We start from the raw sequence: 25873 nt of genomic DNA, 5'->3' as shown, positions 1-25873 counted from the left end.
CGGAAAGATAATGAATTTGTAGCCCGTTTCGGAAAAAGCGCAAACCGGAAGCTGCTGAAAAATGCCCTTCGGAACAAACCGCCGAGGGACCTTGGAAATATCTAGAGAAGTCCGAACGTACGGGCTTTGGCGACCGCTTGAACCTTGTTGACGGCAACCAGCTTTGTAAGCACGTTGCTGATGTGAAAATTCACCGTGCGCGTGGAAATATTGAGGATCGTGCCGATGATTTCGGCAGTCTTTCCTTCACTCGTCCAGCGCAGGATCTCCCGCTCACGCATCGTCAGGTTCACTTCCGACACGCAATTCATGGTCGGAACATCGAGATGTTCATACATGGCGAGATGCAGCAGGTTGGATGTGATCTGCAACTGACGCCGCAACATGGAAATCTCGCCGGAAGACAGGGCCGGGCCGCTTCTCAGAAAAGACAGCATTCCAAAAACGCCTTGCGCCGCCCAGCACGGTTGCGAAATGCCGACCCTGAGGCCGAAGCGCTGGGCATCCGCCCATATCTGCGGAGCCTCGGCAAACAGCTTCGATGACCAGACCAACGGCTCGACGCTGTTCAACGCCTTGCGAACCAATGGGTCTATATCCGCGTATTTTTTGTCGGCATAAAGATCGGTCCATTCCTGCGGCAATGTGCCAAAACTCAGCCATTTAACCACGCCGTTCAGCAATGGAATGCGCATGATATAAGCCGTATGTGCAAAGCCGCACTGTTTGGCATAGGTGTTTATGTATTCAAGGAGCTGTCCGGCATCGTCAGCAGATTGCATGGATTCATAAATTTGTTCCCATTTCATTGCAGACATCCCAATCAAAGTCTAATTTTGAATTTATTAAAATGTGGCGCCCTTACATAAAACAGTTGCGCAATTAATTCGTAACACAACCATCAGTTTTTGACTATATAGCAAAATGCTTTCATCTGAATACAAATCGATAATTTGTGAATATTTTTGCTAACAGCAACTAATTACTAAATTAGTCTTTAGTAAAACATAAAAAAGCTAATGCTTTAGCTTTCCATTCCAGAAACGGGCGTCGCAAGCTCCCGCTACCGGAACGGCCAAAAACCTCTCCAACTGTTTTATTGCAAGCACTTCCGAATGGAACCCGTTTCATACTTCGCTGGAAATGCTCATGCACCGCCGAACCTGAAACCGATTTGCATCCATGAACACTAAAGCCCTCTGACAGGTTCGGCAAACCTGTCAGAATGACGAGTATTTCAGATATGATTAATAAACGCTGGCAAGCGCGGGTACGCAGCGACCGGTCAGGCCGCTGCGTCTTCGTCTATTTCGGCACCCGGCAGATAATTGAGGATAGGCCCCAGCCAGCGTTCCACTTCCTCGACCGGCATGCCCTTGCGCGCCGCATAATCCTCGACCTGATCGCGCTCCACCTTGGCCACGCCGAAATAATAGCTTTCCGGATGGCCGATATAGAGACCCGAGACGGAGGAGCCGGGCCACATGGCGTAGCTTTCGGTCAGTTCCACGCCCGTCTTCGCGGTCGCGTCCAGAAGACGGAAAAGCGTCGTCTTTTCGGTATGATCGGGCTGCGCGGGATAGCCGGGAGCCGGACGAATGCCCTTGTAAGGCTCGCCGATCAGTTCTTCCGGCGTAAAGGCCTCGTCGGGAGCATAGGCCCAGAACTCCTTGCGCACCCGCTCGTGCATCAATTCGGCAAAGGCTTCCGCGAAGCGGTCGGCCAGTGCTTTGACAAGAATGGCCGAGTAATCGTCGTTGGCGCGTTCGAAACGTTCGGCTATCGCCACTTCGCCAATACCCGCCGTCACGACAAAGCCGCCAACATAGTCCTGCTTTCCGCTCTCGGCAGGCGCCACGAAATCGGACATGGCCACGTTCGGACGGCCATCGCGCTTGCTCAATTGCTGGCGCAGCGTGAAGAAAGTTGCCAGTTCTTGCTTCCGGCTTTCATCGGTGAAAAGACGGATATCGTCCCCTACCGCATTCGCCGGCCAGAAGCCGACGACAGCCTTGGGCGCGAACCATTTTTCGTCGATGATCTTTTTCAGCATCGCCTGCGCATCGGCCCAGAGCTGGCGAGCCGCCTCGCCCTGCTTTTCATCCTCAAGGATGGCCGGATAACGCCCCTTCAATTCCCACGTCTGGAAGAACGGCGTCCAGTCGATGTAGCGAGCGATCTCCGTCAGATCGTAATCATCGAAGGTTCTGGTGCCGGTGAAGGTGGGCTTTACCGGCACAAAATTATCCCAGTCGAGCTTATGCGCGTTGGCGCGGGCGCGAGCGAGCGGCAGGCGCTGCTTTTCCGCTTCGTTGCGCGCATGGGCTGCCGCCACCTTGGCATATTCGCCGCGCAGGCCATCGATATAGGCCTGCTTGCCTTCCGGCGACAGCAGGCTGGATACCACGCCGACGGCGCGGCTGGCGTCGATAACATAAACGGCCTGCCCGCGTTCATAGCGCGGATGAATTTTTACAGCCGTATGAACGCGGCTTGTCGTTGCGCCGCCAATGAGAAGCGGGATGTCGAAACCTTCACGCTCCATTTCCGCGGCCACATGCACCATTTCATCCAGTGACGGCGTGATGAGACCGGAAAGGCCGATGACATCCACCTTCTCGTCGCGCGCCACCTGCAAAATCTTTTGCGTCGGCACCATCACGCCCAGATCGATGATTTCGTAATTGTTGCAGGCCAGCACGACGCCGACGATATTCTTGCCGATATCGTGCACATCGCCTTTCACGGTTGCCATCAACACCTTGCCGGCGCTCTGGCGTTCACCGCCTCCGATACCGTTTTCGGCATTCAGGCGCTTTTCCTCTTCCATGTAGGGCAGAAGAACAGCCACAGCCTGTTTCATGACGCGGGCGGACTTGACTACCTGCGGCAGGAACATCTTGCCCGCGCCGAACAGATCGCCAACCACATTCATGCCCGCCATCAGCGGGCCTTCAATGACGTGCAGGGGGCGCTCGGCAGCCTGACGCGCTTCTTCCGTATCGGCTTCGATATATTCGGTAATGCCGTTGACCAGCGCATGTTCGAGACGCTTTTCAACCGGCCATTCGCGCCATGTCAGATCCTGTGCCTTGGCTTCCTTCGAGCCGGAGTCGCGGAAACGCTCGGCGATTTCCAGCAGGCGTTCGGTCGCATCGGAGCGGCGATTGAGCACCACATCCTCGCAAGCCTCGCGCAGTTCCGGATCGATCGTGTCGTAAACAGCGAGCTGCCCGGCATTGACGATGCCCATATCCATGCCCGCCTGGATGGCATGGTAGAGGAACACGGCATGCATCGCCTCGCGCACCGGCTCATTGCCGCGGAACGAGAAGGAGAGGTTCGACACGCCGCCCGACACATGGACATGCGGCAGCGTGGCAATGATCTGCCGCGTGGCTTCGATGAAGTCGACACCGTAATTATTGTGTTCCTCGATACCTGTCGCCACCGCAAAGATGTTCGGATCGAAGATAATGTCTTCCGGCGCAAAACCGACCTGCTCGGTCAGGATCTTGTAGGCGCGGGTACAGATTTCGATCTTGCGAGCTTCCGTGTCGGCCTGCCCGGTTTCATCGAAAGCCATGACCACCACAGCCGCGCCATAGGCGCGAACAAGCTTCGCATGATGGATAAAGGCTTCCTCGCCTTCCTTCATAGAAATCGAATTGACCACCGCCTTGCCCTGAACGCATTTCAGGCCAGCCTCGATCACCTCCCATTTGGAGCTGTCGATCATGATCGGCACCCGGGCGATATCCGGCTCGGCGGCGATCAGATTGAGGAACTCGACCATCGCCTTTTGCGAATCGATCAGGCCCTCATCCATGTTGATGTCGATGATCTGAGCGCCGTTGGCGACCTGATCGCGCGCCACATCAAGGGCGGCGGCGAAATCGCCGGCCTTGATCAGCTTGCGGAACCGGGCGGAACCCGTGACATTGGTGCGCTCGCCGACATTGACGAAGGGAATGTCCTCGGTCAGCGTGAAGGGCTCAAGACCCGACAGGCGCATCAGCGGCGCAACCTTGGCAGGCTTGCGCGGCGGATGTTTGGCGACCGCCTCGGCAATGGCGCGGATATGTTCCGGCGTAGAGCCGCAGCAGCCGCCCACCACATTGACCAGACCGTCACGGGCAAAGCCTTCAATCTGGGCGGCCATTGCTTCCGGTGTCTCGTCATACTGGCCAAACTCGTTCGGCAGGCCCGCATTCGGATAGGCACAGACGAATGTGTCGGCAATCGACGACAATTCATCCAGATGCGCGCGCATGGCATTGGCGCCGAGCGCGCAATTGAGGCCGATGGTGAACGGCTTGGCGTGACGCAGCGAATGCCAGAAAGCCGTCGGCGTCTGGCCGGACAAGGTGCGTCCGGAAAGATCGGTGATCGTGCCGGAAATCATCACCGGCAGGCGGACGCCCTTTTCCGCGAACACTTCTTCCGAGGCAAAGACCGCCGCCTTCGCATTGAGCGTATCGAAGATGGTCTCGATGAGGATAATGTCAGAGCCGCCGTCTATCAGCCCCCTGATCTGCTCGGCATAGGCAATGCGCAGATCGTCGAAGGTAACGGCACGAAAACCGGGATTGTTGACATCCGGCGACAGCGAAGCGGTGCGGTTGGTCGGCCCGAGAGCGCCCGCCACGAAGCGGCGGCGACCGTCCTTCTGCTCGGCACGCAAGGCGGCGCGGCGGGCAAGACGCGCGCCATCGCGGTTCAGTTCATAGACCTGATCCTCCATGCCGTAATCGGCCTGTGCAATGCTGGTGGAGGAGAAGGTGTTGGTTTCAAGAATATCCGCGCCCGCAATGGCGTAGGCGTAGTGGATTTCCTCAATAGCCTTGGGCTGGGTCAGCGTGAGCAGGTCGTTATTGCCCTGAAGCTGGCAGTCGCAACCGCCGAAGCGTTCGCCACGAAAATGCTCTTCGTGGAAGCCAAGCCCCTGAATCTGGGTTCCCATCGCGCCATCGAGGATCAGGATGCGCTCACGCGCTGCCCTGGTGAGAGCTGCCAGCACTTCGGAGCCATCCGGCTGCGCTGCCGTTGCACCGAAAAGACCATCGAGGGGAGAGGCCATAAAACACCGCCTGTATTCTATCTGTTATCAGGCAGCAAGTCTGTTCGCGACGCACAAACCTCAATTGCCTGCCATACGCATACCGTGAAACTCGCTTAATGACATAAACATATCTTTATGTCAATTCGAGCCTTCTGTTTTCCGTGCCTCATCCGGCATCACCCGTCTATTGCCCGAGGGAAGAAATCGTGACTGCGCCGGGCCACCGCCCCGCCACAATGTGCGGGCAAAAATGGCCGCAGGGACAATATGTGTTGTTTGTTTTTGCGCGCATTTTTCCGAAGCGGTTCAGACTTTGGGATGCGCTGTGAGGAGAGACCAATGAAAAGGTTTGCTTATTCCCTGTTTGCCGCATTTCTGTCACTGGGCATGGGGCTATCCGCAGCCGCCGGGACCGCGAACGCGGCACCGCCGTCTCTGATGACGACACCATCCGCCCAGACCTCGGCACCGACCCTGCACCCGGTTCAGTATTACGATTATCGCGACGACCGGCGCTATTGGCGGGAACATCGCCGTCACTGGCGGCATGACTACCCGCGTTATCGTCCGCACTATCGCTATGACCGCCGTTACTGGGGACCGCCGCCCGCTTATCGCTACCGTGCGGCGCCGGTCTATCGCGGCGGCAATCCGCATGTGCGCTGGTGCTACAATCGTTATCGCTCCTATCGAGCTTATGACAACACGTTCCAGCCCAATTACGGGCCTCGCCGCCAGTGCTATTCGCCATATCTCTGAAACGACAAAGCCCCGCTCACACGGGGCTTTTTCCATGACCGAGCGATCTGCCGATCAGGTGACATAGGCACCGATCGAAGCCGCGACCAGCCCGATGGCAACCGCAATCATCACGCCATAGACGCGCGGCTTGTCAAACAGGACGGCAAAAGCCGCAAACCAGCTGACAACCGCGGCACCCAGCGCGAATAAAAAGCCCGGCTTGTCGCCGTGATACAGGTTGGCCGCCATAAGACCGCCGATAATCAGCGCGCCAAAAACGATCATCAACCCTGTGGCATATCGCTCGTAATCGTCCATTTAAATTCCTCGGTTCCGCGCCCGCAGTGACGGGTGCCGGAAACTTTCGTCAATCCATTTGGCCATTTAAGGGCATTGGCCGGTCGCCTTCACACAATCATTATTCGTGTCGTTCTTCAACCATTTCGCTGTGCCATTTTCGGCAATTGTTGCGACTTTTCACGCGAACGTTCCTGTAGCCATCCGATAACCGGCATTTTTCGCGATCGAAACCGTGCTAACATCACCCATATGGAATCGTCAGGCGTCACCCTATTCGAAACAGAAATTGGACCGTGCGGCATTGCCTGGCGCGGCCAGAAGATCGTTGGCGTCGAAATTGGAGAGGCAGACGAAAAGGAAACCCGGTATCGTCTGCGCGAGCGGTTTCCCGGAGCCGACGATACCGAGGTGCCGGCTTTTGTTATCCGGGCAGTCGAAGGCGTGCGTGCGCTTCTGACCGGAGCCGATGTCGATTTTTCGGGCACGCCGCTGGCGCTCGATACCCAGCCCGATCTCAACCGGCAGGTTTATGAAATCATCCTCCAATTGAAAGCTGGCGAGACCACGACCTATGGCGCAATCGCCAGACGGCTGGGAGATGTCAGCCTTTCGCAGGCTGTCGGCTATGCGCTGGGTAAAAACCCGTTTCCTATCATCGTGCCATGCCACCGGGTTCTCGGTTCCAACGGCAAGGTCGGCGGTTTTTCCGCCGCCGGCGGAACGGCGACAAAGCTCAAGCTTCTCAATATCGAACGGGCGAAAACGTCGAGCGAGCCCGATCTGTTTGGCGGTCTGCCATTGCAGGAGCGACCGCAGGCGGACTGGTGATCACCCCTTGTCCGTCACCACATCGGCGGAAAAGCGCAGTTCGCGCATGGGACGCACAAGCTGTGTCGTGGCGTCGTAAGTCGGATGCTTCTTGAAGGCAAAGAGCGCTTCCTCATCCTTGAATTCGGCATAAACCACCAGGTCGATGCGATCGCACATCGGGTCGACCTTGGAATTGGGCAGAACTTCAAAAAGGTCAGCGTGGGGAATGGTGCCAAGCTGTTCCAGTCCCTTTTTGACGGTTTCGATATCCTGATCTTGCCTGACGCTGAAGAAAACAATGTGCCGGATCACGCCGCAACTCCCTGAAATTGGTGAGGCGTGTCTAGCGCATCGCGGCGCGCAGAAAAACGGCAAATATGAGCGATGCGCCTAACTTGCCTTGACGCGACGCCAGGCGAACCCACCCTCATCTGGAACGGAACCGCGACCGGGCTGATAATAGCCGGGCGTATCGACCAGCCGGTTTTCGCCAAGACGGCTCTGGGCAACCTTGTTCGTCACCTGCAAGGTGTCAAAGCCGGTGCGCAGCATCAGGGCGGCCTGATCGATCAGCACGTCGCCAACGGCGCGCAATTCGCCTGTAAAACCTTCACGACGCAGGATCTCGGCCTTGGAATAGGAGCGACCGTCATTGAAAGCGGGGAATTGCAGCGCAATCAGCGATACGCTGCCCAGTTCGTTCAAAAGCGGTTCGATCGCTTCGCCGGGCGCTACCGAAACACCGATGCGGCGATTGGAGGCGCGGCGGCGCTCTTCATCCAGCCCAAGCCAGACGGCCAGCGGAATGATGATCGCCGGGGCATCGCCCGCAGCTTCAAGATCGTCGGCAAAGATATAATCATCCTCGCGAAAGCCATCGGCAGACCAGAGTTTTGTTTCGTTGATATCGCTCATTTCCGGTCTACGGCTCCCAATGTTTTCAGGCTGTCGGCAAGGCCAGTCAGATGGATGCCGCATTCTGTCTTTTCCGATCCAGCCCACCGGCCTGCCCGCTGGTCTTCGCCATCGCTCACGGGGCGCGTGCAGGGCATGCAGCCGATGGAGCGATAGCCCTGCGAGACCAGAGGATGCGGCGGCAGATCGTGCTTCTCGGCGTAAGCCTTCAAATCCGCCGCCTGCCAGCGCGCCAGCGGATTGATGCGGATGCGCGGCCCCACGGCCTCAAAAACCGGCAGGCTCTCGCGGGTCGAAGCCTGAAACTGCTTGCGGCCCGTCATCCACGCGCGATAGGGCGCAACGGCGCGCGCCATCGGCTCGACCTTGCGGATGAAGCAGCAGCGGTCCTTGTCGGTCATCGACAGGGCGCCGAACGGGTCTTCGCTTTTAAGGCTTTCCTCGACGGGTAGAATATCGTGCACATCGGTCAGGCCAAGCCGGTCGGCCAGTTCGTGACGATAATCGAGCGTCGCCCGAAAATGCTTGCCCGTATCGAGGAAAAGAACCGGGGTCGCGGGATCGATTTGCGAAATCATGTGCAGAAGCACCGCCGATTCCGCCCCGAAGGAAGACACGACCGCGATCTGCCCCCCATAGAGTTCCTGCGTGGCAAGCGCGATCACTTCCTGCGGGGAAGATGCGCCGTGGCTAGCCTCCAGAAGGCGGGCTTCGGCGGCAGCACTTTCTTCTGCATCAAGCTGCACGGCTGATTTCTCCATATAGCGCGCGTTTGAACGGCTCCATGCCGACGCGGCGATAGGCGGCGAGGAAGGTCTCGTCCGGGCTTTCGCGCAAGGCGAGATAGGTATCGACCACCGTTTCAATGGCGTCCACCACATCTTCCGAAGAGAAGCCGCGACCGGTGATTTCGCCAATAGCCGACTGTTCATCCGCCGAACCGCCAAGCGTGATCTGATAAAGTTCCTCCCCCTTCTTCTCGACGCCCAGAATGCCGATATGGCCGACATGATGGTGGCCGCAGGCATTGATGCAGCCGGAAATCTTGATCTTGAGATCGCCGATTTCAAGCTGGCGCTGCTGATCGCCAAAGCGCTCGGAAATGCGCTGCGCCACCGGGATGGAGCGCGCATTGGCAAGGGCGCAATAGTCGAGGCCGGGGCAAGCGATGATGTCGGTGATGAGACCGGCATTGGGCGTCGCCAGACCATCCGATTGCAAGAGATCGTAGACGGCTGCGAGATCGGCCTTGGCCACATGCGGCAGAACCAGATTCTGCTCGTGGCTGACGCGGATTTCATCGAAGGAATAGGTTGCCGCAATATCGGCCACCAGCTCCATCTGTTCCGCGCTCGCATCGCCCGGAATGCCGCCAATGGGTTTGAGCGAAATGGTGACGACGGCATAATCGGGATGCTTGTGCGGCGTGACGTTGCGCGCCACCCAGCTTGCAAATTCCGCATCGGCCTTTTGCGTCACCGCCAGCACTTCCCAGCCTTCCGGCCTTTGCGGCAGGTTCGGCATCCGGAAATAGCTTTCGATGGCGTCGATATCGCGCTGCGGCAGCTTCAGCTCGCCATGGCGGATTTCTTCCCACTCGGCATCGATCTCGCGGGTCAGTTCCTCGACACCGGTTTCATGGACGAGGATCTTGATGCGTGCCTTATACTTGTTGTCGCGACGGCCATGCAGATTATAGACGCGGACAATCGCCGTCACATAGGTCAGCATGTCCTCGATAGGCAGGAAGTCGCGGATTTTCTTGGCCACCATCGGCGTGCGGCCCTGACCGCCGCCAATATAGACGGCGAGACCCAGATCGCCCGCCTCGTTCTTCTTCAACTGCAAGCCGATGTCATGCACCTGAATGGCGGCGCGGTCATGCTCCGAGCCGACAATGGCGATCTTGAACTTGCGCGGCAGATAGGAAAATTCCGGATGCAGCGACGACCACTGGCGCAGGATTTCGGCGAAGGGGCGCGGGTCGGCCACTTCGTCGGCGGCTGCGCCTGCGAAATGATCGGCGGTCACGTTGCGAATGCAATTGCCGGAGGTCTGGATGGCATGCATTTCGACTTCCGCCAGCTCTTCCAGAATGCGCGGCACGTCCTTCAGCGCAGGCCAGTTATACTGGATGTTCTGGCGGGTGGTGAAATGGCCAAAGCCGCGATCATAGACGCGCGCAATGTGGCCGAGCTTGCGCAGCTGGCGGCTCGACAGCGTGCCATAGGGAATAGCCACGCGCAGCATATAGGCGTGCAATTGAAGGTAAAGACCATTCATCAGGCGCAACGGACGGAACTGTTCTTCCGTCAGCTCTCCAGTCAGGCGGCGCTCGACCTGATCCTTGAACTGGGCAACGCGGGCCGCAACAAAATCGCGGTCGAATTCATCGTAACGGTACATGGTTTAATCCAAATTCAGGAAGCGCGCTTCAATTCAGGCTTGTCGAGGGGCAGATCGCCGAAGGTGACGATGGTGGGGCCGGAAAGGCGGATACGTTCACGCAGGCGGATGGGGTAAAGTCCCTCGGCGCGTTCCTCCACATCGATCACATTCACATCGACGACCAGATTGGCTTTCGCAGCAACCTTGCCAGCATCTTCAAGCGCTTCGACGGCCTCCGCGTGACGGGCCACCAGCGCGCCGTCGATGGTCTCCTGCCACGAACCGTCGGCACCGAGCCACACAGCCTGTCCGTCGATCAGCCGGTTTGCAGTGAGAACTTTTACAACCATTTCCAAACTCCAAACTTTTGTTGCCCGCATCGACGGGTTCAGGCTGCGACGGAAACCGGCTTGAGGGCCAGCGCTTCGGCTTTGTCGATTGCGGCACCGGCGACCGCGTCGCCAATGATCACCATGACCGGGCCGGAAAGCTCCTTGCGGCTTTCCAGATCCGGCAAATCCTTGAGCGTGCCGTGAAACAGGCGCTTGTCTTGACGGCTTGCGTTTTCCACCACCGCCACGGCAGTATCTTCATGCAAGCCCGCCGCAATCAGGCGCGCGGCAACCGATGCAGCAACCGTCGAGCCCATATAGACGGCGATAGTCGCGCCGGAGACGGCAAGCTTTGCCCAGCCCGGCAGCACGTCGCCCGTCATGTCATGGCCGGTCGTGAACACAAGCGACGACGCGACACCGCGCAGCGTCAGCGGCAGTTCCATATCGGCGGCGGCAGCAAAGGCAGACGTAATGCCCGGCACGATCTCAAAACCGATACCGGCGGAACGCAATGCCGCCATTTCCTCGCCTGCGCGTCCGAACACCAGCGGATCGCCGGATTTCAACCGAACGACGCGCTTGCCTTCCCGCCCCAGCGAGACCAGCAGGCGGTTGATCTCTTCCTGGCTCTTGGAGTGGCAGCCCTTGCGCTTGCCAACGGCAAGACGCTCGGCATCGCGTCGTCCCATGGCAATGACGCCTTCCGGCACCAGCGCATCGTGCACGATGACATCGGCTTCCATCAAAGCGCGGTGCGCGCGAAGCGTCAGCAGGTCTTCCGCGCCCGGCCCGGCACCGACCAGCCAGACATAACCGGCGGCATTGTCGCGCTGTTCGATCAGGTCGCTCGCGGCCCGGGATGCTTGCGCGTGGTCGCCATTTTCGATGGCCTTGGCAACGCGGCCCGAAAAGAACCCGCGCCAGAAACTGCGGCGCGCCAGACCTTTCGGCAGCGCACGCTCGACCCGTGGTCGCCAGCTTTCGGCAAAATGCGCAAGCTCGCCAAGGCGCGGCGAAAAGGCGGCGTCGATACGTGCGCGAACCATCTGCGCCAGCACCGGAGCGCTTCCTTCCGAACCGATGGCAATCGTAAGCGGCGCACGGTTGACGATGGCAGGCGTCAGGAAATCGCAAAGTGCCGGACGGTCAACGACATTGACCGGGACCTTTTGTGCCTTGACCACAGCGGCAACGGCGCGATCCTGCGCTTCATCGCCGGTTGCCACGAAAACAAGCTTTGCGCCTTCAACATGTTCCGATGCGAAAGGTGCTGCTATATGCTCCACATCATGGCTTGCGATGAACTCGGCCAGATGATCTTCCGTTTCCTCGGCCACGATGCGAAGGCGTGCGGACGTCTGCGCCACAAGGCGCGCCTTGTTGAGTGCTTCCTCGCCGCCGCCGACGACGACAACCACCTCTTCCGACACCCGGAAGAAGGCAGGAAAATCAGCCAGCAGACGCTTCTGCGAAAAAGACATGAGCACCATCCTTTTAAGATGGCGCCATTATCCTTTGAGCGGCGCAATTTTATAAGAAACGGGCTTGCGTGCGAAAATCTCGCCGCGCATCACTTTTTCTCAAATCAGGCAATTGCAGGATTTTCATTCCCGGAAGCAGGGCAAATATACCCCACAATTTTTATAGGATTTACATAAGCTTATAAGTAATTGCCGCTCGTGAAAAATGCAGGGACATGCTTCGGCCACCGCCCCGGCAAGACGGCGATCAGATCGAAACGCAGCGAGAGGCGAGCATGATCGGGCTGGCGTTGCAGCCAGAGATCGGCGGCGGCTTCGATGCGGTGCATGGCCTCAGGCGTGACCGCCAGTTGCGCCGCTTCCAGACTGTCCCGGGCCTTGACCTCGACGATGAGCACCAGATCGCCGCGCCGGGCAATCAGATCGATTTCGCCGAGCCGCGTGCGATAGCGCCGCGCGACAATGCGAAAGCCTTTGAGAAGAAGCGCCACCGAAGCAAAACGTTCGGCGCTGTGTCCGCGAAAGAAAGCCGTTCGCTTTTTCTCGCGGAAGTCCGTCATCGCTGGTCCGATTTCAGCTGCATGAGACGCTGATAGAGAACCGATTTCTGTCCGCCGGTCATGCGCGCCGCCTCGCCTGCGGCCTTCGATGGCGGCAGTTCAGCGGCAAGCGACAGAAGCAGCCTGTCGATATCTTCCTCACTTTGCGGAACAGCATCGCCAGCGGGCGGGCCGACCAGCAGCACGACCTCACCGCGAATACGATCCTCACCGTCAAATCGTGCCGCAAGTTCACCCAGCGATGCCGTGACAACGGTTTCATAGGCTTTGGTCAATTCACGGCAGAGCGCACCCGCCCGTTCCGCTCCGAAAGCAGCAGCCATGTCGGCCAGTGTTGCAGCGGTGCGGTTGGGCGACTCGTAGAATACCAGCGTTGCATCGATGTTTTTGAGGCTTTCAAGTTTCGACAATCGCTGTCCATGCTTGGATGGCAGGAAGCCGCAGAACATGAAGGCGTCTGTTGGGAGGCCTGAAGCAGCAAGGGCGGCGAGAACGGCGGAAGCGCCCGGCACCGGCACGACCTTTATGCCTGCTTCACGCGCCTCGCCAACCAGCCGAAAACCGGGATCGGACACGAGGGGCGTCCCCGCGTCGGACACCAGCGCAACGCTTTTGCCCGCCATCAGCGCCGCAATCAGCTTTTCTCCGGCTTCAGCGGCATTGTGTTCGTGATAGCTGATGGGGCGACGCGCAATACCATAGCGATCAAGCAGAACGCGGGTCACGCGTGTATCCTCGCAGGCCAGAACATCGACCGAAGCCAGCGTTTCGATGCCGCGCAGCGTCATGTCGCCCAGATTTCCGATCGGCGTGGAGACGATGTAAAGCGCGGGCTCCAGCGGCCGGGCGCGCATCGTTGTGCCGCCCACCACATATTCGCGCCGCCCCTCGCCCGTATCATCAGTCATTGCTTATCCTTTATGCCGCGAGATCAGCGACCAGCGCATCCAGCACCAGCGCACCGTCCGGCGTGGCGCGGATGAAGCTGCCGCTCATCGGCTCGATCATGCCTTCGGCAATCAGTTTCGCCAATCGCTTCTCATCGACCGCATGGCCCGACAGCCGCCTGTAACGGTCCAGATCAATGCCTTCGCGCAAGCGCAGGCCCATCATCAAAAACTCGTCACCTTCCTGCTCGCCGTCGAGATATTCTTCCTCGACAATGCCGTGACCACTGCGTTCCACCTTGTCCAGCCAGGTCTCCGGGTGTTTTTCGGTCATGGTTACCGTGCGCACATCGTTTTCCACGAAACGCCCGTGCGCGCCCGGACCGATGCCGACATATTGCCCATAGCGCCAATAGACCAGATTGTGCTGCGACTCGCGCCCCGGCACGGCATGATTGGAAATTTCATAGGCGGGAAGACCGTGCTCCGCCGTCACCCTTTGCGTTTCCTCATAAAGGGCTGCGGCGTGATCCGGCTCCGGCGTCGTCAGCTTGCCAGCCTTCCACAGATTGTAGAACTGCGTGCCTTCCTCGATGGTCAGCTGATAGAGCGACAGATGATCGGCGGCAAGCCCGATAGCTTCCTTCAACTCCTCGCGCCAGGCCTCAATGGTCTGGTTCGGGCGCGCATAAATCAGATCGAAGGACAGGCGCGGGAAAATCTCGCGCGCCAGACGGATGGCGGCCTTCGCTTCCTCGACCGAATGCATGCGCCCCAAGCGGCGCAGATCGGGATCGTTGAGCGCCTGAATGCCGAGCGACACGCGGTTGACGCCTGCCGCGCGATAGCTACGAAAACGATCAGCCTCGACGCTGGTGGGGTTTGCTTCCAGCGTCACCTCAATATCTGGCGCAACGGACCAATGCGACGCGATCCCGTCGAGAAGCGCGCCAACCGTTTCAGGCTGCATCAGCGACGGCGTGCCGCCGCCGAGGAATATGCTGGTGATCGTGCGCGGGCCGGTGCGTGCGCGCAGCGTTTCCATCTCGCGAAGAAACGCCTCGGAAAAACGCGCCTGATCGACCGGCTTGTGGCGAACATGGCTGTTGAAGTCGCAATAAGGGCATTTGGCCAGACAGAACGGCCAGTGCAAATATACGCCAAACGCATTTTCCCCGTTTGCGCGCGTGATCGGGATCGCGCTGGCAGCATTTTTCTCCTGCAAAGGGGGAAACAGCTTGTTCATTTCGCGGGGGCCGCTTCCACATCGAGCGCTTTTTCGGCGAAAAGCTTGAAGGCGCGCGCACGGTGCGACAGGGCCGAAGCGTCGCCCGGTTTCCAGCCATGCTTTTCATCGGCGGTCATTTCGCCAAAGGTCTTTTCATAGCCATCGGGCAGGAAAATCGGATCGAAGCCGAAGCCGGTCGTGCCGCGCGGCGGCCAGACTATCGTTCCTTCGACCTCGCCACGGAAATATTCCGCCTCGCCATCCGGCCAGGCAAGGCAAATGACCGATACGAAGCGTGCCTTGCGCTGCTGCGGTTCAACGGCGCCCTTTTCCTGCAGCAGGTTCTCCACCTTCTGCATCGCCATGTCGAAATCGCGCGTACCGTCCTCGGTCTCGGCCCAGTTTGCGGTGTAGACGCCGGGATCGCCGTCAAGCGCATCGACCATCATGCCGGAATCGTCGGACAATGCGGGCAGGCCGGTGGCTTCTGCCGCAGCGAGCGCCTTGATATAGGCGTTTTCCTCAAATGTGGTGCCCGTTTCATCGGGTTCAGGAAGACCGAGAGCGGCAACCGAAGTGACCTCAAAACCGAACGGGCCGATCAGTCCATCAAATTCCTTCAGCTTGCCCGCATTGTGCGAAGCGACGATCAGCTTGCCCTTTTCCAGCTTTCTCATTGTCAGTTCCATAGTTGGGGTTCGGCGATCTCCAGCGAATTGCCGGATGGATCGCGAAAGTAAATCGAATGCGCACCATTGGGCCAATCGAACTCGGCCTCTATTGTCACGCCGTGTTTTGCCAGATGGCTGCGCCAGCCTTCCATCTCCTCACGGCTTGCGGCAAAACAGACATGACCGGGCCCGCTGGTGCCATGGGCCGGTACCGGCAAATGTCCGGGAAGCGGCGGCTTCAATGTTTCTTCCGCCTTGAAGAGAAGCAATATGCCCTCTCCACAGCGGAAAAATGCATTGCGGTCACTGACTTTCCCAACCGGCTCCAGTCCCATCGTTCCCTGATAGAACTCTATCGCCTCGGCGACATCGCGGACATAAAGAGCGGTTTCAAGAATGCGTGCTGCGCGCATGGATGAGGTCTCCTCGATATATGGAGCAGACCTCGTTCCTATCAGGCGACAGCCATTTTCTGCAAGGACACAAGACGATCAATGCCGCCGCGCGCAAGCTTCATCAGGCTGGCGAATTCTTCTTCCGAGAAAGGCGCGCCTTCCGCCGTTCCCTGAATTTCAACGATGCCGCCCTTGCCGGTCATCACGAAATTGCTGTCGGTCTCGGCGACGGAATCTTCGGCATAGTCGAGATCGAGCACCGGCTCGCCCTCGTAGATACCGCAGGAAATCGCGGCGATATGGTCTTTCAGGACCTTCTCGACGCGCACCATCTGGCGCGCTTCCATCCAGCGCAGGCATTCATGAAGCGCCACCCAGCCGCCGGTGATAGCCGCCGTGCGGGTGCCGCCATCGGCCTGAATGACGTCGCAGTCGACCGTGATCTGCACTTCGCCGAGCGCCTGCATGTCGACAACCGCGCGCAACGAGCGTCCGATCAGGCGCTGGATTTCCTGCGTGCGCCCGCCCTGCTTGCCAGCGGCAGCTTCGCGGCGCATGCGGTCGCCGGTCGAGCGCGGCAGCATGCCGTATTCCGCCGTGACCCAGCCCTTGCCCGTATTGCGCATCCAGCCAGGCACCTTTTCCTCAAGGCTTGCGGTGCACAGCACATGCGTATCGCCAAATTTGACGAGGCAGGAGCCCTCGGCATGTTTGGAGATGCCGCGTTCGAAAGAGACGGCGCGCATTTCGTCAGCCGCACGCTTGGATGGACGCATGAAGAATTCCTCGATTCAGTTTCCTGTGCGGCTTTTTAGGCTTCCCACACGCAAATAGAAAGGCGCTCCGTCCGAAAAACCGACAGAGATGTTGAGAGGACTGTCAGGGCAGTACTAAACCCTTTGACGCTTTGACTGGCGACCTTATATTCGGCCTATGCCATTCGTAAAGTTTGCGACCATAATATGATGAAAACGCCGGAACACCAGCTTCTGAGTTCGCTCGACCAGCGTTCGCGTGATATTTTTCGGTTGATCGTGGAAACCTATCTGAACGATGGCGATCCACTCGGCTCGCGCAACCTGTCGCGCTTGCTGCCACAGGCGCTTTCGCCTGCGACCATTCGCAATGTCATGAGCGACCTGGAGCATCTGGGCCTCATCTATGCGCCGCATGTTTCGGCCGGGCGCCTGCCGACGCAGATCGGACTGCGTTTCTTTGTCGATGCATTTCTGGAAGTGGGCGATCTGCCGCCGGAGGAACGCTCCTCCATTGAAGCGCAGGTTCGTTCCGCCGGCACAAACAATTCGGTCGAAAGCGTCCTTACCGAAGCAAGCCAGGTTCTGTCCGGCCTGTCGCGCGGCGCGGGCCTCGTGCTTGCCACCAAGGCCGAAGGCGCGCTGAAACATATCGAATTTGTTCGCCTTGAACCGACCCGGGCGCTTGCGGTGCTGGTCATGCAGAATGGCGATGTCGAAAACCGCGTCGTCAACCTTCCTGCCGGCATCAGCAATTCGCAACTGGTCGAGGCATCGAATTTTCTCAACGCGCATATTCACGGCCACACGCTCTCCGAAGCCAAGGCGGAACTGAAAAAGCTGACGGAAGAAACGCGGCAGGAACTCGACCAGCTGTCGCAGGAACTGGTTGCCCAGGGGCTGGCCGTCTGGAGCGGAGCCGGAACGGATCAACCGGCGCGATTGATTGTGCGCGGGCGCGCCAATCTTCTGGAAAATATCCATGCACAGGAAGACATAGAGCGCCTGCGCCATCTGTTCGATGATCTCGAGACCAAGGACGGCATGGTCCAGCTTCTCGATCTTGCCGAGGCCGGGTCGGGCGTGCGAATCTTCATCGGCTCGGAAAACAAGCTTTTCTCCCTTTCCGGCTCTTCACTGGTGGTGGCGCCCTATCGCGACAGCGAGCAAAGGGTTATCGGTGCCTTGGGGGTAATCGGGCCGACACGGCTCAATTATGCACGGATTGTCCCGATGGTGGACTATACCGCCCAGATCGTGTCCCGGCTTCTGCGGTAGCTGTCAGACTTTCCGGGAGGCGGTCGCGGCTCGGAAATTAGACCTTGATTTTATTGGCCTGAAACTCGATATCCGCCCCAAAGATAGAACGGTTCCCACTTTGACAAAAGCGTTGGCCCCACTCTATCTATCTATTTGTTCTTCGCATTATCCTCTGCAAAAGGCGAACGCGCTTTTGCTGGAAATGCCCTATTCAAGACGGAAGTAGCATCATGGCTGACGAAAAAGACAAATCCCAGAACCCCGATCTTGAGCAGCGCGATATCAACAATCCCCGGGATCGTGAGGCGCTCAACCGTGCTGCCGACGAATTTCTGAAGGCGCGCAAGGCAGAAGCCCGTGCGGAAGCAGCCGAGGACGAAGCCGAAGCGGCGGTGGATGAAACGGCGAACCGGATTGCCATGCTCGAAGCGGATAATGGCGAGCTGAAAGACCAGCTGCTGCGTGCAGCCGCCGAAATGGAAAACCTGCGCAAGCGCACCCAGCGCGACGTGCAGGACGCGCGCGCCTATGCCGTGACCAACTTCGCCCGCGACATGCTTTCGGTTTCCGACAATCTGGGCCGCGCACTCGAGGCTATCCCTGCCGACGCCCTGGAAACCGATGCCAGCCTGAAGTCGCTCGCCGACGGCGTGGAAATGACCAAACGCGCCATGCTGCACGCTCTGGAACGCCACGGCGTCAAGAAGCTGGAACCGGAAGGCCAGAAGTTCGACCCGAATTTCCATCAGGCCATGTTCGAAGTACCGAACGCGGACCTGCCGAACAATACCGTTGTGCAGGTCGTGCAGGATGGTTACGCCATCGGCGACCGCGTACTGCGCCCGGCCATGGTCGGCGTGTCAAAGGGCGGTCCAAAGGCAACCGCCGATAACGGCGCTGCCGCTCCCGAAGGCAATGCCTGATTCGATAGATAGCGGATGCGATTTGGAGCGGCGGCTTTGTCTGCCGCTCTTTTCTTATCTGCGCTTCGGTTTGCCATAACATGCATATTGCTATTGGGGCGCACCGATGAAAAGTTGTTCCAGAATGTGTGGAGGAGAGCCGCGGCGTGACGATTCCTGAGTTTTTGAACTTCGCGGGCGTTTTCGTTTTCGCCGCGACCGGCGCTCTTGCCGCCTCGCGCCGGCAGCTCGACATTATCGGTTTTCTGTTCCTTGCCAACATTACCGGGATTGGCGGCGGCACCTTTCGCGATCTCGTGCTCGGCGCCCCTGTCTTCTGGGTCGTGGAGCCGAGCTATCTGTTGGCTGGCACGCTGGCGGCAATTGTCGTCTATTTTACCGCGCACATGGTTGAGTCGCGCTATCGCGCCTTGCTCTGGCTCGATGCGATCGGCATGGCGGCCTATACGGTGCTGGGCGCCGCCAAGGGGCTGGCGCTTGGTTTCGGGCCGTCCGTCGCCATTGTGACCGGCATTTCCACGGCCACGCTCGGCGGAATATTGCGCGACATGGTGGCTGGCGAGCCTTCCGTGCTGATGCGGCGGGAAATCTATGTCACGGCTTCGCTTGCCGGTGCGTGCCTCTATGTCCTGCTGGCCTGGCTGCGGGTTGAGCCAGCCATATGCGCAGTTGCAGCGGCCGTGACCGCCTTTGTCATTCGTGGCGGCGCACTTTATTTCGGCTGGACGTTGCCCGTCTATAAAAGCCGTCCCGGACGCACCGAAGAAGAGCTTCAGCGCGACCGGATCATCAGGCCTGAATAGTTTTATACAAGCCCTGCCTGGCTTGCAGCCGCCTGCAGGCTGACCTGCGGACGCGGACCCATCTGCTGGATGATCATGCCTGCCGCCAGCGAGCCGAGGCGGGCGCAATCTTCAAGCGAGCGGTCGTTCGTATAACCATAAAGGAAACCGGCGGCATAAAGGTCGCCTGCCCCGGTCGTGTCGACCAGCGCATCGATTTCGATGGCAGGAACCGTCAGGGTCTGGTCCGGCGTAACCACGACGGCACCTTTTTCCGAACGGGTGATGATTGAAAGCGCGCAATCCATGCGCATGCAGGCAATCGCCGTTTCAAGCGACTTTGTCTTATAGAGCGACTTGGCCTCGTCCTCGTTGGCGAAAACGATATCGACGGTGCGCGAGCGCATAAGCTCCAGAAACTCCCCGCGATACCGGTCGACACAGAACGGATCGGAAAGCGTCATCGCCATCTGGCGATTTTTCTCATGCGCGATCTTCGACGCCATCACGATGGCTTCCTTGGCGCGCGGCGGGTCCCACAGATAGCCTTCGAAATAAGTCACTTTCGCATCGGACACCTTGGAGGTTTCAACATCCTCCGGGCCAAGTTCCACGCAGGCACCGAGAAAGGTGTTCATTGAACGTTCGCCGTCCGGCGTCACGAAAATCATCGAGCGGGCGGTCGGCGATCCATTTTCCAGCGGGCGCGTGTCGAACGCAACGCCCTGTGCGCGGATATCGTGCGCGAAAACACGGCCCAGATGATCGGCCGCGACCTTGCCGAAATAGGCCGAGCGTCCGCCGAGGCTCGCCACGCCAGCCGCCGTATTTCCGGCACTGCCGCCGGACATTTCCGTCGCCGGGCCTGCTATCCGGCTATAGAGCAATTCGGCGCGATCCGCATCGATCAGGTTCATCGCGCCTTTGACAATACCGTTTGTTTCCAGAAAAGAGTCGTCGGTGCGGGAAAGAATATCGACAATGGCATTGCCGATGCAAAGGACGTCGAATGTGGCCATGAGCGCGAGAAGCTCCCCTTTAGATTAGTCTCCTGCCCGCCAGAAGCAGACCGGTCACGTGCGTGCCGGTTTAGCCGTTTGCAGTCCCTTTGGCTACCCTGCAGGCTTCCGTACCGTGATCGCGCGGGTTGCTAGGGAAGAGCGGCATACCTATTTCCATCCTTGTCCACAGTCGAAATCGGGGCGAAAATGATCCTGGATGCTGCATTGAAGGCTCTGAAACGCCTGACCACACCGGAACTGCGTGCAGTTTTCTGGAAAACGCTGGGCTTGACGCTTCTTCTGCTGGCTGGCCTGTGGGCCGCCGTTCGTCAAATCTTTTTTACTTTCGCCTGGCCTTGGATGGAGCAGATATTGCCCGGCATGCCGGAATGGGCAGGCTGGCTCGGCATCGTCGCCGCCATTGTCGCAGGCCTTGGCCTGGCGCTTGTGCTGGCATTGATGATCGCGCCCGTCACGGCGCTCGTGGCTGGCCTGTTTCTCGACGATGTGGCCGAAGTGGTCGAGCGCGAAGACTATCCGAACGATCCCCCAGGCTCAGCCTTGCCAACCGGGCGTTCCATCGTCGTTTCGCTGAAATTTCTGGGCATTGTCATCATCGGCAATATCGCAGCCCTGCTGATGCTGTTCATACCCGGCATCAACCTGATCGCCTTCTTCGTCATCAACGCTTATCTGCTCGGACGGGAATTTTTCGAGTTTGCGGCCATGCGCTATCGTTCGGAAGCCGAAGCCAAGGCGCTAAGATCGCATTATGGCGTGACGGTCTTTCTGGCCGGACTGCTGATTGCGGGCTTCATGGCGGTCCCCATCGTCAACCTTCTGACGCCGCTTTTTGCTGCAACCATGATGGTGCATCTGCATAAAGCCATCTCGAAGCGTGAGGCCCGGCTTACACCTGCGGCGGCAAAGGGATAAGCGGCGCCGGCACGTCGCAGGTTTTCGCCGGATATTTGCAGATATCGGCAATCACGCACTTCTCGCATTCCGGCTTGCGCGCCTTGCAGACGTAACGGCCATGCAGGATGAGCCAGTGATGCGCGTGCAGCATGTACTCCGCCGGAATGACCCGCACCAGAATGGCTTCGACAGCTTCCGGAGTCTTGCCGGGCGCAAGACCGATCCGGTTGCCGATGCGCAGAATATGCGTGTCCACCGCCATGGTCGGCTGGCCGAAAGCCATGTTCAGCACCACATTGGCCGTCTTGCGGCCAACGCCCGGCAATTTCACCAGTTCGTCGCGGTCGCCCGGCACTTCTCCGCCATAATCGCGGATCAGGGCTTCGGACAGGAGAATGACGTTTTTCGCCTTGTTGCGCCAAAGGCCGATGGTGCGGATGTAGTCGCCGACTTTTTCCTCGCCAAGCGCCAGCATTTTCTGCGGCGTATCGGCAACGGCAAAGAGGCCGCGTGTCGCCTTGTTGACGCCTGCGTCGGTGGCCTGCGCCGACAGGACGACGGCGACGAGAAGGGTAAAAGCATTCACATGCTCAAGCTCGCCCTTCGGCTCGGGTCTCTGGATGGAGAAACGGCGGAATATTTCGTGAATTTCATCCGCCGTATAAAGCGTACCCCGCACCCGGCGTTGGGAACGGGTGGGAGATGCATTCACGGGCGATTTGATTTTGGCCTTTTCCATTCCGCCTCTATAATGGGTTCTTGATCGACAAAACAATCAGCAGCTTGACGCAGGCCCAATGCGGCGTTGCGAGATGATCTGAAAACGATGCACCATCCAGACGGCGCGGAACCCGACCGGTTCGAGAAACCCATTTTCGAGGCCCTGCTCACGCCCTATCGTTCGCTGGGGCGCACGGGCTTTGCCGTATTGATGGGGGCGCTGATCGGTTGCTGGATGTTTGTGGGCATTCTTTTCTGGTCCATCGGGGCTTGGCCGATCTTCGGGTTTTTCGGCCTTGATGTTCTGCTTATCTATCTGGCTTTCCGCTGGAATTATCGTGCAGCTCGCGCGCGCGAAGAAATTTCCGTGTCCCGCTCTGCCTTGCATATTCGCAAATATGCTTCATCCGGCAAGATGACCGCCCATCGCTTCAATCCATTCTGGACACGGTTCAAGGTAGCGCGAAAACCGGACATAGGGATCACCGGCATGAGCGTCGAGAGCCGCGAAAAGAGCGTCGCCATCGGCAAGTTCCTCAATCCCGACGATCGTGAAAGCTTCGCAACGGCTTTTGGCGCGGCGCTCGCGGAAGCGCGCCGATAACACCACTCCTAATGTTTCCGGGTATATTGCGCCTGAGCTTCATCCTAGGATGGAGTGAAGGAATACGGATTGGCCCTTGAAGTCAGGCTTTTCACAAGCCATATCAGTTACCGAGGAGATACGCCGCAAGGGTTCTCTTCGTAACGGTCGCTTCTCATCAAGGACTGATGCAATGACAAGAATGACACCGTTTTCGAGCCCTCTGCTGCTCGGATTCGACACGATGGAAAAGACGCTGGAACGGATCGCGAAATCCGGCGACGGTTATCCGCCCTATAATATTGAACGCCTGCGAGGCGAAACGGGTTCCGAACGTCTGCGAATTACTCTGGCGGTGGCCGGATTTTCCAGTGACGACCTCGAGGTCATGACGGAAGACAATCAACTCGTCATCCGCGGACGCCAGACCGACGATACCGAACGGGAATTTCTGCATCGCGGCATCGCTGCCCGGCAGTTCCAGCGCGTTTTCGTCCTGGCAGACGGCATGCGGGTTCTCGGTTGTGATCTGAAAAACGGCCTTTTGGCCATTGATCTTGATCGCCCGGAACCGGAGCGGCTGATCAAGCGAATCAACATAGCGGTGAAAGACTGAAACTGTTCAGTTTTTATTCAGCACAACCCCGCTATATTGAAAAATGCGAAGCTCTGAAGCGGCATGGTCGCAAATGACGTGCCGACGAAATGGAGGCTACGACCATGAACAGACAGATATTCACCGACAATGAATTCGCCCATCTCGGCGAAGGTGAAATTGCCTATGTGCGCAAGATCCGTTCCGATGATCTTGCCCGCAGCTTCCCTGCCCTTCCACCGATTGAGCCGGGCCTGGAACTCTGGGCGCTTTTTGGCGCGAGCGGCGAGCCGATCGTGCTCTCCGATGTTCGCGCGACCGCGTTGCAGGGCGCACAGGAACACGAACTGCGCACGGTGATGCTGCATTAGAGCAGTTCCTGTTTTGACGGAATCGTTGGAACCGCTCTATCTATTTGTTTTGCCGCATTTCCGAACGCAAAACCGTTTCGCACTTTTGCTGGAAATGCTCCAGGAATGGGACACCGGCCCTCGCGGGTTTCATATTCCGCACGGGTTATTGTCGGAAACTTTCGGCGCAAGAACGCCGTCCCCCCTTGGGCCGATATTTCTTCTGCCCGCATTGTTTCCCTTCACTTGCCAGTCATTGCGAGCAGACAAATAAAACCGCCGTTCAGACTGAACGGCGGCTTTATTTACGAGAAACTATTTGAACTCAGGCCGCGTTGGAAGCGGGCTGTGTCGTCAGGAATGAATAAAGCGCCTGCGCGTCATGTGTGCCGCGCAATTTGGCAACAGTATCGGCGTCGCGCAGCATACGGGCGATGCGCGAGAGAGCCTTCAGATGATCCGCGCCGGCATTTTCCGGCGCGAGAAGCAGAAAAACAAGATCGACAGGCTGATCGTCCAGCGCCTCGAAATCGACCGGGGTTTCCAGACGAGCGAAGATTCCGGCTATTTTGTTGATGTTCGCCAGCTTGCCGTGCGGAATGGCAACGCCATTGCCCACCCCGGTGGAACCGAGGCGTTCACGCTGGAGAATTGTTTCGAAAACTTCGCGCTCAGGGAGACCGGTCAGTTCCGCAGCCTTTTCAGACAAAATCTGCAAAAGCTGCTTTTTGGAGCTGGCTTTCAGCGCAGGGATAATCGCCCCTGGCTGAATCAGATCACTAAGATCCATTCTCTCCGTTCCTTCTTCAATCAGGCTTTTCAAGCCCGGTTTGGGGAAGCGCACGCGGCCGCCGATCGCGGTCCGCTGCGTGCGCTTCAGGTTTGCCGTCAGGCGCGGGGCGCGGCCTGGCGGGTGACCATTGATGGATCGACCCAGCCGATATTGCCGTCCGCCCGACGGTAGACGATATTAACTTCATCATTGCCGGCGTTGCGGAATACCAGAACCGGATTCTCAATCAGATCCAGTTCCACGACCGCCGACGCCACCGACATGGTGCGCAGGGCGACGGACGATTCCGCAACAATTGTCGGCGCGTAATCCGCCGGAAGATCCTCCTCTTCCTCCGGCAGGGGTGCCATAACACGATATGCAACGTCATCATAGATCGCATCCGGCTGCGTGGCAGGACGCGATTTCAGACGGCGCTTGTAGCGGCGAAGGCGGGTTTCGATCTTGTCCGCAGCCGCTTCGAAAGCCAGTTGCGGATCCTGCGCCTCGCCAGTGCTTTGCAGGGTCGCACCGCTATCGAGGTGCAGAGTGCAATCCGCACTGAAACGCGAACCGGACTTGGTGACCGTAACCTGTCCGGAAAAGCCATGATCGAAATATTTGCCGACCGCTTCGTTAACCCGATCGATGATCCGGGTCGTGAAAGCTTCACCGACGTCCATATGCTTTCCAGATACACGCAGAGTCATTTGGCACACCTCATTTGCGTTACACCACAGAAGCCAGTCTAATCACAAGGCGAGCGAAGCGCAAAGCGAACCAGCATCAAAGATGCTTTTCATCCAGTGCGTTTTCCATCCAGATCCACGGTGCCGACAAGCTTCCGAGGCGCACTCTCCGCACAGGTGTTGAAACACCTTCCGAAAAGCCTTTGAAGTCCTGACTGTTCCAAGACAAAGCCCGTGACAGGATGGTTGCAAACGTTTCTCTTACGTAACGCCCGGTAAACCGCCACCCTGTCGGGAAACATGTCCCGGAACGCCGCATTGTCCTTCCTTTGAACATATGAACAATCGTAATTTCTTCCAGAAATTACGCATTCCGGACGCTTCCCGCAGAAACGATGCGGGATACGTCCATCTCATGTTTTCTCCCGAAAAACGGCCAGTCCGGGAAAAATACTTCAATTCTGTCCTGACGCGGCTTCGTATAGACAGCGCGTCGATCCCGCTGAAGACTTGCCGTGAAAGCCCGAAAACCGGGCTTCAATTACCGTCCGCAGCGCGAGCCGGGCTTCTATTGGTTGAATTGGCGCTTGTCAATTGGCCCTCTTGCCAGCTGGTCATCCTGCGATGTGGATTCTTTCCACAGGTCGTGATCGAATTTTTCTGAAAGAACGGCTCGGCCAATCCAAAATTTTAGAGCATTCCCTGCCCGCATAAGCGAATGAAACCCGCAATACGTTTCTGAAAACAGTCCG

The 25873-nt window shown here is 58.3% G+C and carries 29 protein-coding genes; 10 read left to right on the top strand and 19 right to left on the bottom strand.

Annotated features, from left to right (window positions below):
* Positions 1-101: 101 nt before the first annotated feature.
* Together F9K78_RS11850 and metH are read right to left on the bottom strand one after the other, a co-directional pair.
* Positions 102-809 carry a LuxR family transcriptional regulator gene (locus tag F9K78_RS11850; RefSeq protein ID WP_121985726.1) on the bottom strand — a complete coding sequence of 236 codons (708 nt, stop codon included), beginning with the start codon at positions 807-809 and terminating at the stop codon, positions 102-104.
* 476 nt (positions 810-1285) lie between these two features.
* Positions 1286-5080 carry a methionine synthase gene (metH, locus tag F9K78_RS11845; RefSeq protein ID WP_121985727.1) on the bottom strand — a complete coding sequence of 1265 codons (3795 nt, stop codon included), beginning with the start codon at positions 5078-5080 and terminating at the stop codon, positions 1286-1288.
* 321 nt (positions 5081-5401) lie between these two features.
* Here metH and F9K78_RS11840 point away from each other — a divergent pair, with 321 nt between their 5' ends.
* The gene (locus tag F9K78_RS11840; protein ID WP_121985728.1) at positions 5402-5821 is read left to right on the top strand and encodes a BA14K family protein; all 420 of its coding nucleotides are present in this window, start codon (positions 5402-5404) and stop codon (positions 5819-5821) included.
* 54 nt (positions 5822-5875) lie between these two features.
* Here F9K78_RS11840 and F9K78_RS11835 read toward each other — a convergent pair whose 3' ends face one another.
* A complete protein-coding gene (locus F9K78_RS11835; protein WP_010658028.1) occupies positions 5876-6121 on the bottom strand; it encodes a hypothetical protein in 246 nt (81 codons plus the stop codon).
* A gap of 231 nt (positions 6122-6352) precedes the next feature.
* Between F9K78_RS11835 and F9K78_RS11830 the strand changes: the two genes are divergently transcribed.
* On the top strand, positions 6353-6931 hold the full coding sequence (locus F9K78_RS11830) for a methylated-DNA--[protein]-cysteine S-methyltransferase (protein ID WP_121985809.1): 579 nt from the start codon (positions 6353-6355) through the stop codon (positions 6929-6931).
* On the opposite strand, the gene F9K78_RS11825 is transcribed toward F9K78_RS11830, so the two are convergent.
* From F9K78_RS11825 to rph, 12 genes are all read right to left on the bottom strand, one after another.
* The gene (locus F9K78_RS11825) at positions 6932-7225 is read right to left on the bottom strand and encodes a Dabb family protein (RefSeq protein WP_121985729.1); all 294 of its coding nucleotides are present in this window, start codon (positions 7223-7225) and stop codon (positions 6932-6934) included.
* Between the two features lie 78 nt (positions 7226-7303).
* Complete coding sequence (locus F9K78_RS11820; RefSeq protein WP_121985730.1) at positions 7304-7828, bottom strand: DUF934 domain-containing protein; 525 nt, start codon at positions 7826-7828, stop codon at positions 7304-7306.
* Entirely contained in the window at positions 7825-8589 is a 765-nt protein-coding gene (locus F9K78_RS11815; RefSeq protein WP_121985731.1) for a phosphoadenylyl-sulfate reductase, read from the bottom strand. The genes F9K78_RS11820 and F9K78_RS11815 overlap by 4 nt, the downstream gene beginning before the upstream one ends.
* A complete protein-coding gene (locus F9K78_RS11810) occupies positions 8564-10234 on the bottom strand; it encodes a nitrite/sulfite reductase (protein ID WP_121985732.1) in 1671 nt (556 codons plus the stop codon). The genes F9K78_RS11815 and F9K78_RS11810 overlap by 26 nt, the downstream gene beginning before the upstream one ends.
* A gap of 14 nt (positions 10235-10248) precedes the next feature.
* Positions 10249-10566, bottom strand: coding sequence for a DUF2849 domain-containing protein (locus F9K78_RS11805; protein WP_121985733.1), 318 nt, complete (start codon positions 10564-10566; stop codon positions 10249-10251).
* A gap of 38 nt (positions 10567-10604) precedes the next feature.
* Positions 10605-12041, bottom strand: coding sequence for a siroheme synthase CysG (gene cysG, locus F9K78_RS11800; protein ID WP_121985734.1), 1437 nt, complete (start codon positions 12039-12041; stop codon positions 10605-10607).
* 170 nt (positions 12042-12211) lie between these two features.
* Positions 12212-12592, bottom strand: coding sequence for a YraN family protein (locus F9K78_RS11795; protein ID WP_121985735.1), 381 nt, complete (start codon positions 12590-12592; stop codon positions 12212-12214).
* The gene (rsmI, locus tag F9K78_RS11790; protein WP_121985736.1) at positions 12589-13500 is read right to left on the bottom strand and encodes a 16S rRNA (cytidine(1402)-2'-O)-methyltransferase; all 912 of its coding nucleotides are present in this window, start codon (positions 13498-13500) and stop codon (positions 12589-12591) included. Before rsmI ends, F9K78_RS11795 begins: the two co-directional genes overlap by 4 nt.
* Before the next feature lie 10 nt (positions 13501-13510).
* Positions 13511-14725: a radical SAM family heme chaperone HemW gene (gene hemW, locus F9K78_RS11785; RefSeq protein ID WP_121985737.1), complete on the bottom strand. Its 1215-nt coding sequence runs from the start codon at positions 14723-14725 to the stop codon at positions 13511-13513.
* Positions 14722-15384 (bottom strand): RdgB/HAM1 family non-canonical purine NTP pyrophosphatase, encoded by a 663-nt coding sequence (rdgB, locus tag F9K78_RS11780; RefSeq protein ID WP_121985810.1) that lies wholly within the window; start codon positions 15382-15384, stop codon positions 14722-14724. Before rdgB ends, hemW begins: the two co-directional genes overlap by 4 nt.
* A gap of 2 nt (positions 15385-15386) precedes the next feature.
* Complete coding sequence (locus F9K78_RS11775) at positions 15387-15791, bottom strand: VOC family protein (RefSeq protein ID WP_121985738.1); 405 nt, start codon at positions 15789-15791, stop codon at positions 15387-15389.
* A 41-nt stretch (positions 15792-15832) separates the two neighbouring features.
* On the bottom strand, positions 15833-16549 hold the full coding sequence (gene rph, locus F9K78_RS11770) for a ribonuclease PH (RefSeq protein WP_006465898.1): 717 nt from the start codon (positions 16547-16549) through the stop codon (positions 15833-15835).
* Positions 16550-16735: 186 nt separating this feature from the next.
* Between rph and hrcA the strand changes: the two genes are divergently transcribed.
* The 3 genes from hrcA to F9K78_RS11750 all read left to right on the top strand — a co-directional run bounded on the left by hrcA (position 16736) and on the right by F9K78_RS11750 (position 19514).
* Entirely contained in the window at positions 16736-17806 is a 1071-nt protein-coding gene (gene hrcA, locus F9K78_RS11765; protein ID WP_121980735.1) for a heat-inducible transcriptional repressor HrcA, read from the top strand.
* Between the two features lie 212 nt (positions 17807-18018).
* Positions 18019-18711 (top strand): nucleotide exchange factor GrpE, encoded by a 693-nt coding sequence (grpE, locus tag F9K78_RS11755; protein WP_121985740.1) that lies wholly within the window; start codon positions 18019-18021, stop codon positions 18709-18711.
* Positions 18712-18857: 146 nt separating this feature from the next.
* Positions 18858-19514: a trimeric intracellular cation channel family protein gene (locus tag F9K78_RS11750; RefSeq protein ID WP_121985811.1), complete on the top strand. Its 657-nt coding sequence runs from the start codon at positions 18858-18860 to the stop codon at positions 19512-19514.
* Between the two features lie 2 nt (positions 19515-19516).
* On the opposite strand, the gene F9K78_RS11745 is transcribed toward F9K78_RS11750, so the two are convergent.
* Positions 19517-20512, bottom strand: coding sequence for an adenosine kinase (locus F9K78_RS11745; protein ID WP_121980732.1), 996 nt, complete (start codon positions 20510-20512; stop codon positions 19517-19519).
* Between the two features lie 189 nt (positions 20513-20701).
* Here F9K78_RS11745 and F9K78_RS11740 point away from each other — a divergent pair, with 189 nt between their 5' ends.
* Complete coding sequence (locus F9K78_RS11740) at positions 20702-21430, top strand: sulfate transporter family protein (RefSeq protein ID WP_121985812.1); 729 nt, start codon at positions 20702-20704, stop codon at positions 21428-21430.
* Here F9K78_RS11740 and nth read toward each other — a convergent pair.
* Positions 21405-22151, bottom strand: coding sequence for an endonuclease III (gene nth / locus F9K78_RS11735; protein ID WP_121980731.1), 747 nt, complete (start codon positions 22149-22151; stop codon positions 21405-21407). The genes F9K78_RS11740 and nth overlap by 26 nt on opposite strands.
* 87 nt (positions 22152-22238) lie before the next feature.
* Between nth and F9K78_RS11730 the strand changes: the two genes are divergently transcribed.
* The 3 genes from F9K78_RS11730 to F9K78_RS11720 all read left to right on the top strand — a co-directional run bounded on the left by F9K78_RS11730 (position 22239) and on the right by F9K78_RS11720 (position 23681).
* A complete protein-coding gene (locus tag F9K78_RS11730) occupies positions 22239-22736 on the top strand; it encodes a DUF2244 domain-containing protein (protein ID WP_121980730.1) in 498 nt (165 codons plus the stop codon).
* Between the two features lie 172 nt (positions 22737-22908).
* Positions 22909-23331: an Hsp20 family protein gene (locus F9K78_RS11725; RefSeq protein ID WP_006470903.1), complete on the top strand. Its 423-nt coding sequence runs from the start codon at positions 22909-22911 to the stop codon at positions 23329-23331.
* Between the two features lie 104 nt (positions 23332-23435).
* Positions 23436-23681 (top strand): BQ00720 family protein, encoded by a 246-nt coding sequence (locus F9K78_RS11720; protein ID WP_121980729.1) that lies wholly within the window; start codon positions 23436-23438, stop codon positions 23679-23681.
* Between the two features lie 304 nt (positions 23682-23985).
* On the opposite strand, the gene ptsN is transcribed toward F9K78_RS11720, so the two are convergent.
* Both ptsN and hpf read right to left on the bottom strand, forming a co-directional pair.
* Complete coding sequence (gene ptsN / locus F9K78_RS11715; protein ID WP_105540903.1) at positions 23986-24450, bottom strand: PTS IIA-like nitrogen regulatory protein PtsN; 465 nt, start codon at positions 24448-24450, stop codon at positions 23986-23988.
* 98 nt (positions 24451-24548) lie between these two features.
* The gene (gene hpf, locus F9K78_RS11710; protein ID WP_006470905.1) at positions 24549-25142 is read right to left on the bottom strand and encodes a ribosome hibernation-promoting factor, HPF/YfiA family; all 594 of its coding nucleotides are present in this window, start codon (positions 25140-25142) and stop codon (positions 24549-24551) included.
* Positions 25143-25458: 316 nt separating this feature from the next.
* On the opposite strand from hpf, the gene F9K78_RS11705 reads away from it, so the two are divergent.
* Positions 25459-25785: a hypothetical protein gene (locus F9K78_RS11705; protein WP_151682221.1), complete on the top strand. Its 327-nt coding sequence runs from the start codon at positions 25459-25461 to the stop codon at positions 25783-25785.
* Positions 25786-25873 lie beyond the last annotated feature (88 nt).

This window comes from Brucella pseudintermedia, assembly GCF_008932435.1.
Taxonomy (GTDB): domain Bacteria; phylum Pseudomonadota; class Alphaproteobacteria; order Rhizobiales; family Rhizobiaceae; genus Brucella; species Brucella pseudintermedia.
The sequence above is the reverse complement of the archived record's forward strand: the minus strand, read 5'-3'. Positions and strand labels throughout refer to the sequence as shown.